Annotated in this window: 8 protein-coding genes and 1 pseudogene; 2 read left to right on the top strand and 7 right to left on the bottom strand. The window is 57.5% G+C overall.

Features of this window, described 5'->3' with window-relative positions; genetic code table 11:
- The first annotated feature begins 302 nt into the window (after positions 1–302).
- Positions 303–1,595, top strand: a complete 1,293-nt coding sequence (locus K1Y02_22325) for an MFS transporter (protein ID MBX7259115.1) — start codon at positions 303–305, stop codon at positions 1,593–1,595.
- 83 nt (positions 1,596–1,678) lie between these two features.
- Here K1Y02_22325 and K1Y02_22320 read toward each other — a convergent pair.
- From K1Y02_22320 to K1Y02_22290, 7 genes and pseudogenes are all read right to left on the bottom strand, one after another.
- Positions 1,679–3,592, bottom strand: a pseudogene (locus tag K1Y02_22320) (hypothetical protein).
- Positions 3,593–3,866: 274 nt separating this feature from the next.
- Positions 3,867–4,721: a chemotaxis protein CheW gene (locus tag K1Y02_22315; protein ID MBX7259114.1), complete on the bottom strand. Its 855-nt coding sequence runs from the start codon at positions 4,719–4,721 to the stop codon at positions 3,867–3,869.
- Between the two features lie 373 nt (positions 4,722–5,094).
- Complete coding sequence (locus K1Y02_22310) at positions 5,095–5,703, bottom strand: hypothetical protein (protein MBX7259113.1); 609 nt, start codon at positions 5,701–5,703, stop codon at positions 5,095–5,097.
- Positions 5,704–5,973: 270 nt separating this feature from the next.
- Positions 5,974–7,398 carry a type I glutamate--ammonia ligase gene (gene glnA / locus K1Y02_22305; protein MBX7259112.1) on the bottom strand — a complete coding sequence of 475 codons (1,425 nt, stop codon included), beginning with the start codon at positions 7,396–7,398 and terminating at the stop codon, positions 5,974–5,976.
- Between the two features lie 68 nt (positions 7,399–7,466).
- Complete coding sequence (locus K1Y02_22300) at positions 7,467–7,808, bottom strand: P-II family nitrogen regulator (protein MBX7259111.1); 342 nt, start codon at positions 7,806–7,808, stop codon at positions 7,467–7,469.
- Between the two features lie 316 nt (positions 7,809–8,124).
- Complete coding sequence (locus tag K1Y02_22295) at positions 8,125–8,448, bottom strand: cupin domain-containing protein (GenBank protein MBX7259110.1); 324 nt, start codon at positions 8,446–8,448, stop codon at positions 8,125–8,127.
- Between the two features lie 16 nt (positions 8,449–8,464).
- On the bottom strand, positions 8,465–9,337 hold the full coding sequence (locus tag K1Y02_22290) for a CehA/McbA family metallohydrolase (protein ID MBX7259109.1): 873 nt from the start codon (positions 9,335–9,337) through the stop codon (positions 8,465–8,467).
- Between the two features lie 74 nt (positions 9,338–9,411).
- Between K1Y02_22290 and K1Y02_22285 the strand changes: the two genes are divergently transcribed.
- On the top strand, positions 9,412–10,107 hold the full coding sequence (locus K1Y02_22285; protein MBX7259108.1) for a hypothetical protein: 696 nt from the start codon (positions 9,412–9,414) through the stop codon (positions 10,105–10,107).
- The last annotated feature ends 96 nt before the right edge of the window (positions 10,108–10,203 follow it).

Below are 10,203 nucleotides of genomic sequence, written 5' to 3'. Positions count from 1 at the left end.
TCTTCGGTCGCCGGCGTGGTCCGCCGCGGCGGATCAGGAGACCACGCCACAACAAGGAGAGGTGCGAAAGAGAGTCCGGTCAGACGCAGTGGCAGTGTGTGGCAGGCATCTTGCCTGCCTCCCCGAACAAGCCGCAGACATTCGCGTTTCGTTATTTGAATTAAGTGGCAGGCAAGATCCTGCCACATATTTATCCACGAACGAGGGGATGAATCCGTGGAGGATAGTCGCAGGTCTGTTGCTTCTGCCCACTGAAGTCCGCACAATGCAGCGGGGATATGCACGACTCCAAAGGGGGGTTCATGGCCGAGAGAATCGCCGAGACGGGGGAGCAACTGACGCAGGTTGAAGCGACACCTTCGATGGCACGGGCTTGGTTGGTCGTGGGGCTGTTGTGGATGGTTGCGTTGCTGAACTACCTTGACCGGCTGACAATCACCACGATGCGCGATTCGATCGTGAGCGATATTCCGATGACGGACGCGCAGTTTGGGTTGCTGACGTCGGTGTTTCTATGGATCTACGCGGCGCTCAGCCCCGCGGCAGGTTACCTGGCGGATCGGTACAGCCGTTCGGGAGTGATTGTTGTCAGCTTGTTTGTGTGGTCGGCGGTGACGTGGCTCACGGGGCATTGTCAGACGTTTGGTCAACTGGTTACGGCTCGCGCGCTGATGGGAATCGGAGAAGCGTGCTACATTCCGGCGGCGCTGGCGTTGATTTCAGACTATCACCGAGGCGCGACGCGGTCGAAGGCAACGGGCATCCACATGAGCGGGATCTACGCGGGCTCGGCGTTGGGAGGGATTGGGGGCTATCTGGCGGTTTGGTACGGCTGGCGGACGGCTTTCACGGCATTCGGACTATTTGGCGTGTTCTACGCCGTGCTGTTGTTCTTCGTGCTGCGAGACGCTTCGAAGCCTGCGGCAAAAGTTCCGCTAGCCCCCGAGGCTACAGCGGAGGATCCGGCGAGTCATTTGTCGTTCTTGTCGGCGCTGTCGGCGCTATTGCGGCAGCCGTCGTATCTGGTGATCCTGGCGCATTGGAGTCTTCTGGCGATGGCGGGATGGAGTTTCAGCGGGTGGCTCCCGACATATTTGAAAGAGCACTTCAACATGGGCCAGGGGGCCGCGGGCATTTCGGCGACGGCCTATTTGCAGGTCGCGGCGTTTGTGGGAATTCTGGTCGGCGGCGCGTGGGCCGACGCGTGGCACAAGACAAACGTGCGCGGGCGCATCCTGGTGCCGTGTATCGGATTGTTGGCAGCGGGTCCGGCCTTGTTCATGACCTCGTCAACCAATGTATTCACGTTTGCGGTTGCGGGTCTGCTTGTGTATGGGCTTTCGCGCGGGTTCACCGACTCGAACATGATGCCGATCCTTTGCCAAGTGGCTGATCCACGGTATCGGGCGACGGGGTATGGCTTCATGAACTTCTGCAGTTGCAGTGTGGGCGGTGTGATGATTTGGGCGGGCGGCAAGCTGAGAGACCACGACGTGAACATCGGGCTTGTCTTTCAGGTTTCCGCGGTGGGCCTGTTCCTCGGCGGATTGATGCTGCTGCTGATTAAGCCGCGAAGAAATATCGAGGCGCAATAGGTCCAACCCGATTAGGAAAAGCCGTCCAATGGCGAAGATCACTGGACGGCATAGACGTTGCGGACGAGGCAGATTCCAGACGGTTACTTCTTCCAGATGCACCGATAGTTGAAGCGGCGATTCGGGGCGCTATCGCCGTCGGTGCAGAGGGAGATGGGGTCTTTCAATTCGGCGGGGTTGTCGCACCAATGGAAGTCGAACGATAGCGAATCCCCGGTCAGCCCGAGTAACTTGCGCGGCACGGCGATCTCGATTCCCTTACCTGCATAGCGGTACGTGACTTGTTCGCGCTCGACCCAGGGGTTGTCTTTGGAATTGGCGTCGGCACGCATTAAGGTCGTCGACTTCTCGTCTTGAACTTTCTTGTTAATCAGGAAATCGTAGCCGTACCAGCCGGTATCGTGGTTCTTGTCGGCGTCGATAAGGAGAAGCATCCAGTTGGGATCGGTATGGGGCGTAAGCGGCGCGTTGGTTTCCGCGTAGAAATACACATTGGCATCGTCGACGGCTACTTTGCAGGTGACAAGGTCGTTGCGTCCGGACGTGTTGGTGTAATGCAGGCCGCCATAGCCCTTGTAGTCGCGGTGAGTGACGTCGCCGACCGTGTCGCGGTATTCGGTGCCGACCGTGCCCCAATCGGATAGATCGCCGTCGATGGTAATCGCGCTCGCGCCGCTCAATTCGGGTATTGGCCTGATCCCTTTGTAGCGGCGGATGTTCTGGGCCATCTGCATGTAGTAATTGTCGGTATAGCCGCCCTTCATCGGCTGGACGGTGCGGTTAAACTCGGAGTTGTATTGATCGATGAACCGGTAAGGTGCGGCGCGCCGCATGAAATCGTAGGTCTTGCCTTCTTCGGAGTCGTACTTGCCTGCGCTCCATTCGTTCCAGTCGTTGATGTAGAGAAACTGCGGGTCGGCTTTGAGCGCTTCGTCCCAGCGTTCCTGGAAGTAGATGCCGTATCCTTCGGGATTCGCGACCGTCTTGCCCAGCCACGGCACATGCGTCGGCGCGGGAAGGTCGTATTCGTTGAGCTGCGGTTCGCCGTGTTCGCGGGTCCACGATTTACCGGTCAGGCTGACGGGGTGTTGCGCGGGCGTAACGGCAGCCTCTTCCTTCTGGCCGTTGTGCGTGGAGAGGAGAGCGGCCAGGTCCAAACCGCGCACGCGCTCGTCGCCCATGTCATAACCAAAACTCCAATTGTCCTCGGTGCCGATGAAACGTTTCCCTTGCCACTCGTAATACCCCCACCACATCGTGCGCAACGTGAAGAAGTCTTTCACTTCCTGCGTGTAGTCCTTGTAGAACTCTTCGGTGTAATACGGGTCGCCGAAATGCGGATTGTTGGGATCGGTCTTCGCGGCCGGGTCATAGTGCAGATTGGGATGTTGATCGACTCTACCGTTGGCGTCTACCGAGGGTCCCCCGTTGTACAACAGCAGCGGCTTGCCGTCCCAATAGAACCAAAGGTCCTTGTACTTCTCTTCTTTGTAGATGCGTTCGTAGAGATCTTGAACGACCGTGATGCACGGACCGTTGAACGCCCAAAAGATGAACTGTGGCACTTTGTTGCCTTCCGCTTTCATCTTTTGCATCGTCGGGAATAGCACGTCCCACTCATCCCAATACCGCACGGCGTTTGTAACATCCATAACCAACACGTCCACACCTGCATCGGAAAGCATGGAGATGTCTTTGCGAATCACGTACTCGTCGCGGCTGAGGAAATAGCCGAGTTCTGGCTCGCCCCAATGGTACATGCCCTCCGTCCACAACGGGTTCTTGGCATCGAGGCGCGCATTGGGATCGGTCGAGAGAATCTTCGACACGTCGGCCGCGTAGGGACTCTTCATATTTGCGAGACCGTCGCCGTGCCATGTGATGTAGAAAATACCGACCACGCGGCGCTGACCGTCTTTCACCGGGCCCACTTGGGAAATGTCCGGCATGGTCCTGCCGAGCGCGTCGGTGGCGACCCAGGTATCGGGATAGATGTCGCGATAGGCGGGTTCAGCGGCATATGCAGTGGCGGTTGCGGCAACGAAGAGAAGGATAAGAGAAAGGAACTTGCCCATGAGAGGCTCCAATGCGAAGGACAGCTCACGATATACTGGCAGACCACTGTCCGAGTTTCGACCATCCACCACCGGCCGCGTCCGTCACGCGAACGCCCCCAATATCGGTAGCAGATTCGAGACTATATCACAGTGTCTCGCGTCAATCGCGGTTGCCCGCGAGCCTCATAGGGCCAGAGCGAACGATGGTCAGACGTCAGTTCTCAACCATGAAGCCTTCGTGCTCGACACACACGTTTCTCATCTCGCTGAACAGCACATCCACGTCTACAACAAGAACCGAACTCCCATCCTTTTTTCTCTTACCAACGTAGGGAACGCGGATAGGGGCGTCGTCTTGGAACATGATCGCGGTCGAGTCGAACGTTGTGTCCAACTGCTCAACCGCGTCGACCGAATCGACCGCCACCGCGCACACCGTGTCGTTGTTCTCCAGGATGATTGCGGTCTCTCGGGAATAGGTGACAAGTGCATGCCGAAACTTCCCGAAGAGGTCAATCATTTCTCTCAGCGTAGTATTGCGGGTCTCCTCAACAATGCTGTTGGCCAAGTCATGCCGCCCATCCTGCGCCGCGGCGAGGGCTTTGACCGCAATTCCGTGAATGGCTTTGTGGGGAGCGTCGAATTTGCGCAGCACTTCGCGGAAAATCGGGTTCTCCGAATGATACGAGTCATACCACTTGCCAAAGGCGCATTTGTGCGGGTCCGTGGCCCGAGTGAATGGGCGCTCTTCGCGTATGGAGGCTTCCAGCTCGGTCAGCCAATCGCGATGATCCTGCTCTCGCTTGTGCATCTCGCTGACCAAATGCTCGATTTCTTTCCTGGCGGAACTCAATCCGATCCACAGTCGCAGGTCGACCAGAGGCATAACACTGCCTCTTAGGCTTATGGCCCCGCGAACGTAATCCGGAGCGTAGGGCAGCTTGATGGGATCCGTGCAATTTACCATCTCACGGGTATATGCGCCGTTGATGGCATAACTCTGTCGATCAAGGGAGAAAATGAGCCACGGTAGCGAATTGCGCAATTCGTTGTCATCCATGCGGTCCATACACAGTCACCTTTCAGTTTAGCCTCATCTTCACACACCGATCACTGGGCATACTGCGCAACAAACGCCCAGCTCGCTCTTTCGAGACGGGCCTAAGGTGGATGGACGCCGATTCGCGAAATGAACTACCTTGTCAGAGACTGACCGCCAGCTTGTCTTGAATGGCTCATCGAGCTGCGGGTATCGCGAACCTCAGACTTCAAATCCCCCCCAAGGTTACTTCAGTCAATTCACAGTTTTTATGGTTTCAGCTAAGCCGTATACACGGGATTGTTTACCAGGTTTTTTCGAGTTTGTCAACAAAACACTTGTCCAGAGACTTCCGTAGCACCGTTTTAGAGCACGACTGAACCCTGGATAGTGGATCGGCGGGCTAGGGGAGGTATTGATGCTGGGACTGGTCCACGGGTGCGTACTGCTGCAGAGTAGGGGGAGAAGTTAAGTCGGAGGGAGGAGCCTCGCCCAATGCTGCGAATAGTCCTGCCATAACCAAGGCCAGAGCGTTAATTAACGCATGTACGAGAGCGGTTACCCCCATGGCCTTCCAGAGACCGATCCGTCGCCAAGCCAAGTACACGCGCGACATGATGTAGAAAGGCCACAGCACCGCGATGGCGTTGGTCGGAGAATTGAATACGTGAAGCACCCCCCAGCACAACGCGGATACAAGGGCAAGGCGGTGGAGGTTCTTGCTGAAGAAGGTCGCGATTCCGAAGAACAGCGCCATGAGTAAGGTCTCGAGCAGCGGCGCCACGACAATCATAGCGAACGCGGCAACCAGGAAGTGAGACTCGAGCATTTCGGCTCTCGGGTCATCGGACTGCAATAGCAGTTGAACAGGCACAGCAACTACGAGAGCCCCGAGGACAGCAACGAGGCCCATTCGCATGACGTACCACCACGTAGGGCCGCCTGGCTCAAAGGTGAACACACGCCGGCGAGCGGGCGGAGGAACCTGAGCGGACTGTACTTCCACGTCCATGCGAGACAGCATAGCACACGGCAGAGGCGAGATCTCATTAGGAAATCACGGCGACAGTGGATTCGGATGAATGCGCTGAGCAAGGTCAAAGACTACCGTTACCTGCGCCGCGATCGCCGAGCGCGGCGCTACCGAATCGCAGCCGGGGGCGGCTACGCCACAAGGAGCAAATGTCTCTCCGGAAGTTTGCGCGGAGTCGAAGCAAGAAACCGGGTGCGGCGGCACGTGGCCACCACACCCGGTTCCAGATAATCGGAGCCGTTCCAGCGACTAGATGTCGTAGTACAGGTGGAATTCGTAGGGATGCGGGCGAAGCTCCATGGCAAGGCACTCGCGCTCGCGCTTGTAGTCAATCCACGTTGTGATAACGTCCTTCGTGAACACGTCGCCCTTGAGCAGGAAGTCGTGGTTCTTCTCAAGGTTGTCCAGCGCTTCGCGAAGGCTGCCGGGCGTCTGCGGGATCTTCGCCTTTTCTTCGGCTGGCAGATCGTACAGGTCCTTGTCCATCGGCTGGCCCGGATCGATCTTGTTCTGGATACCGTCGAGGGCGGCCATCAACACGGCCGAGAACGCCAAGTACGGATTGCAGGACGGATCGGGTACGCGGAACTCGACGCGCTTGGCCTTCGGGCTCGGCGAGTACATCGGGATACGGCAGCACGCGCTGCGGTTACGGCTCGAGTAGGCGAGGTTAACGGGTGCTTCATAACCCGGAACCAGACGCTTGTAGGAGTTGGTCGTCGGGTTGGTAAACGCGACCAAGGCCGGGGCGTGCTTCAGCAGACCGCCGATGGCCCACAGGGCTTCCTGGCTGAGACCGGCGTACTTGTCTCCGGCGAAGAGGGGCTTGCCGCCCTTCCACAGCGAGAGGTGCGTGTGCATACCGGAGCCGTTGTCGCCATAGAGCGGCTTGGGCATGAACGTTGCCGTCATGTTGGCCTGGAAAGCCGTATTCTTGATGATGTACTTAAACATCGTCAGCATGTCGGCCATCATGGTCAGCGAATCGAACTTGAGGTCGATTTCGCACTGGCCGGCGGTGGCCACTTCGTGGTGGTGCGCTTCGACGTTAAGGCCGCTCTTCTGCATGTGGTCGACCATGCGGCTGCGGACGTCCTGAAGGCGGTCGGACGGCGGTACGGGGAAGTACCCTTCCTTGTGGCGGAGCTTGTAGCCGAGGTTGGGATTCTCGTCGCGGCCGCTGTTCCAGATGGCTTCGACGCTGTCGATTTCATAGAACGCGGAGAAGGAGTTCGCGTCGTAGCGGATGTTGTCGAAGATGAAGAACTCGGCTTCGGGTCCGATATACGCCGTGTCTGCGATTCCCGTGGAGATCATGTAGTTCTCGGCCTTCTGGGCGATGCAGCGCGGGCAGCGGCTGTAGCGCTCCTTCGTGATCGGGTCGAGAATGTTGCAGTAGAGAATAAGGGTCTTGTATTCGGTGAAGGGATCGATGACGGCGGTCTTCGGATCGGGCAGAACGAGCATGTCGCTTTCGTTGATGGCCTGCCAGCCGCGGATACTCGAACCGTCGAACCCAAGTCCTTCCTCGAAGACATCCACGCTCAGGTGTCTCGAGGGAATGCTGAAATGCTGCATCAAGCCGGGAAAGTCCATGAACCGCAGGTCGATGAACTTCACGTCTTCCTTCTTCACCAAATCAACTACATCTTTTGGACTAAAATCTTTGTGCATAGTTCCCTCCGTACATACTCAATGCGCCTTTAACGCTACCTTCCGAATGGCGGCCCGTGCCGACAATTTCAGCTAATCGCGATTTCTCCGGTCTCTCCCGTACGAATCCGAATGGCTTCGTCCACGGTCGATACGAAAATCTTGCCGTCGCCGATACGGCCTGTCGAGGCAGCTTTTACAATTGCTGCGACCACCTGTTCGACGCGGCCGTCGTCGACCACAATCTCAAGCTTCACCTTGGGCAGAAACTCAACAACATACTCTGCGCCGCGGTAGAGTTCTTTGTGGCCTTTCTGACGTCCGAATCCTTTGACCTCGGTCACCGTTAACCCTTGGATACCAACGGCAGCAAGGGATTCCTTCACTTCCTCCAACTTAAACGGTTTAATGATGGCCTCGATCTTTTTCACTGGATTCACCTCTTCTTCTACGGTTGTACGCCTGCACGGATTGGGAACTTGCAGAAACTCGAAGTATATCCCAGCGCCGCGCAGACCACAACGGGGCTTCGGCTCGCCCGAACGTCCTCGGCTGAATTCCGTACGCTGACGCAAATCTCGTACCAACTGCGGCAACGCACGGCAAATCCGCCAAATATCCCTGATTTCTCCGTGAAAAAAGGCGCAGCCGCCTCCCTGCTGGAGATTTGAGACCTCACGCAAATCTTACAGATTGGTCGCTTTCACTCCCCAAAAGATACATATTGGTAGCGCCCTCGACCGGCTCTCAGCGAGGCTTCGCGCTCTTGAGCAACAGAAGCAGCAAGACTGTAGGCTCCACGGCGGAAACCGCGTGTTTCATTTCCGCCGGCATGTGAATCCAAGCCCCTCCCGAGACCAGGTTCACGTCGCCGCCGAGCGTCACATTCGACTTGCCCTGCAGAACGTGGATAACCGCAGGCATCGATGCCGTGTGCTCGGAGAGTTCCTGTCCGGCATCCAATGCCATGAGAACGGCTTTCAGATGGTCGTCCTGAAATACAGTCTTGGAGACGATGCTCCCTTCCTGGACGGCGATTTCGTTGACTAGGTTGCCTACGAGTGTATACATAGCGACATCTTCCTTACTATTGAGCTTTCTCTACAAAGAACGGCTGGGTCCACGCCATGGAGTCACCCGGCCCCCAACATTCGAACCGAACGTATTTCGCCGCGGCATCGCGCGAAATCGTGTACTCAATCGTTGCTCCGTCTACAGCGGCCAACTGACGGCCAAAGTCCGATATAGCGGTGATACGTTGGGCATTCTCGGTCCGGATAGCGACCGTAGGCCCGTCGACGTGTACCGACTCAAGGGCGACGCCCGTGCTTGCGTAGAATGCCCCGCGCCGCAAGGCATCCAGGAGAGCCTCTCGTTCCATGGCCAGACTCTGGACCTCGATCCATGCGATCCCATCGTCTTGTGCGCAATGGCTGTCGTCGTGGGCAAAACCCCAGACGCGCCGTCCCATGCTTAGAAGCCGGTCCCAACGGTCTGTTGCCAGCGGGCTTCCATACAAACGGCGCACTACCCCATTGTAGATTTCGATGCCGATGTAACCGTTCCAAGATTCGAGGCTAGCTTGCGGGCAGTGATTGTAGTGCTCTTCCCAGTTGGGATGCGCCATGATCGCGAACCGCCCATCCGCATCGATCGCCTTCAGTACGTCTTCGCGTTCTGCGCGCGGCTCCAGGCGAACCGACGCGTTCACGTGGAGCACGTGCGGGCCCCGGGCCGTGACCTCGTTGCCGGGAAGAAGTGTCATCTCTCGACTGTCAAGGGCATCCGGGTCGGTTAGGCAATCGTGGTCGCTGATCATTAAGAAGTCGTAGCCCAGCGCGGCATAGGCATCGACGACCGCCTGCGGCGAGCGGTCTCCATCACTGTTCGTGGAGTGCGCGTGCAGATTGCCCCTCCTCCACGGTGTCTCCGCACTCACATAGGGATTCACTACGCGTATCGACACCCTCTATACTCCACATGGTTTTTGCTGACCAAGGCGCTATCCGCCGCAACCCTGAAGAGGACACCGCCATGTCGTTCGAAAACGAGGACGCCCTCGCAACCATTCATCCGCTTACCATTGACTTCACGGTGTACTACACGATGTTGCTTCCCGAAACAGCCCACGAGCAGCCACCCGCACTGGTTCTTGCGCTTCACGGATACGGCCAGAAGTGTAGGGGATTTCTTCGGCAGTTTACAGCGTTGCGGAATCGGAACCTCTTGCTTGTCGCGCCGCAAGGTCCCCACCAAATCTACATGCAGATGGAGCCCAAGAAAGTCGGCTTCAATTGGCTGACGATCTACCAGAAGGAAAACTCCATCCGGGATTTCATCGGTTACATGAACCGGCTGGTTCATGCTGTGAGCGAACAACACCGCTTCGATCCCGATCGCATTTTCGTGCTTGGATTCAGTCAGGGCGTCTCAATGGCCTACCGGCTTCTGGCTTCCGGCATTTTGCCCGTCGCCGGAGTGGTCGCGTGTTGCTCCGACTTGCCGCCCGACGTCGTCGAAGCGCTTCCGGCCATCGAACCTGTTCCGGTTCTACTGGCGCATTCTCCCGACGATCCGGTCGCGCCCCCGGAAAAGGGCGATGAAGCGGAGCGCATTCTCAGCACCTACCAATTCCCCGTAACGCGCGTCGAGTATGCCGGTGGGCACGTCATTACGCCGGAGGTATGCGAGCTCGTGGGCGACTGGCTCGCGGAGTGCATTGGCAATTAGCCGGTATCTCACTGTGCGCAATGGCCAACCGATACCCGAGGTATCCAGTGGACAGGAGGGCTGTAGATACGAATTGCGACAGCTCTTTGGGAAAGT

The sequence above is a fragment of the Candidatus Hydrogenedentota bacterium genome (assembly GCA_019695095.1).
Lineage (GTDB): Bacteria > Hydrogenedentota > Hydrogenedentia > Hydrogenedentales > SLHB01 > JAIBAQ01.
The sequence above is the reverse complement of the archived record's forward strand: the minus strand, read 5'-3'. Positions and strand labels throughout refer to the sequence as shown.

Excerpts from the sequence above, each read along its gene's own strand:
- K1Y02_22285 (MBX7259108.1), top strand. The coding sequence starts at position 9,412 with ATGTCGTTCGAAAACGAGGACGCCCTCGCAACCATTCATCCGCTTACC.
- K1Y02_22310 (MBX7259113.1), bottom strand. The coding sequence starts at position 5,703 with ATGGACGTGGAAGTACAGTCCGCTCAGGTTCCTCCGCCCGCTCGCCGG.
- K1Y02_22295 (MBX7259110.1), bottom strand. The coding sequence starts at position 8,448 with ATGTATACACTCGTAGGCAACCTAGTCAACGAAATCGCCGTCCAGGAA.
- K1Y02_22315 (MBX7259114.1), bottom strand. The coding sequence starts at position 4,721 with ATGGACCGCATGGATGACAACGAATTGCGCAATTCGCTACCGTGGCTC.
- glnA (MBX7259112.1), bottom strand. The coding sequence starts at position 7,398 with ATGCACAAAGATTTTAGTCCAAAAGATGTAGTTGATTTGGTGAAGAAG.
- K1Y02_22325 (MBX7259115.1), top strand. The coding sequence starts at position 303 with ATGGCCGAGAGAATCGCCGAGACGGGGGAGCAACTGACGCAGGTTGAA.